The sequence below is a fragment of the Vogesella mureinivorans genome (assembly GCF_007644035.1).
Taxonomy (GTDB): Bacteria; Pseudomonadota; Gammaproteobacteria; order Burkholderiales; family Chromobacteriaceae; genus Vogesella; species Vogesella mureinivorans.
In genome coordinates, this window is the sequence record NZ_VMTV02000008.1 from 1 (window position 1) to 534 (window position 534).

At 68.9% G+C, this 534-nt stretch carries 1 protein-coding gene; it reads right to left on the reverse strand.

Annotation, left to right across the window (positions count from 1 at the left end):
* Positions 1 to 485 (reverse strand): diguanylate cyclase domain-containing protein (locus FLQ44_RS00395; RefSeq protein WP_240801139.1); only part of this gene is annotated, 485 nt, incomplete at its 3' end.
* Positions 486 to 534: the final 49 nt, after the last annotated feature.

Here is a 534-nt window from a genome sequence, read left to right on the forward strand (position 1 = left end):
AGCAGCAGCTCCAGATGCATGCTGGCGCCTGCCTGCGGCAGCACCGGCTGGATGCGCTGCGCCCACAGCTCGAAGCGGTCCTCGTCCAGCGCCGATTCGATGCGGCTGGCCCAGCGCATGGAGTCGCGCCGCTGCAGCATGGCCTCGTCACTGTTCATCCAGGCGTGCACGCGGTTGCGGCCTGCCTCCTTGGCGGCATAGCAGCAGGTATCGGCCGCTTGCAGCAGGGTCGCGACGTCCGGCCAGTCGCGCTCGATCGGCACCAGGCCGATGCTGGCGCCCACGCGGAAGCGGCGACCGTCGTGCTCGAAGCGGAAGGCCTCCATGCGCTCGCAGATCTGCTGGGCCACGCGCTGTGCATGATCGAGCCGGCAGTGCTTCAGGATCGCGCCGAACTCGTCGCCGCCCAGACGCGCCAGCACATCGCCGCTGCGCACGCATTCGCCCAGCAGGCGACTGACCTGCTTCAGCAGCTCGTCGCCCACGGCATGTCCGCAGGCGTCGTTGACCAGCTTGAACTGGTCGAGGTCGATG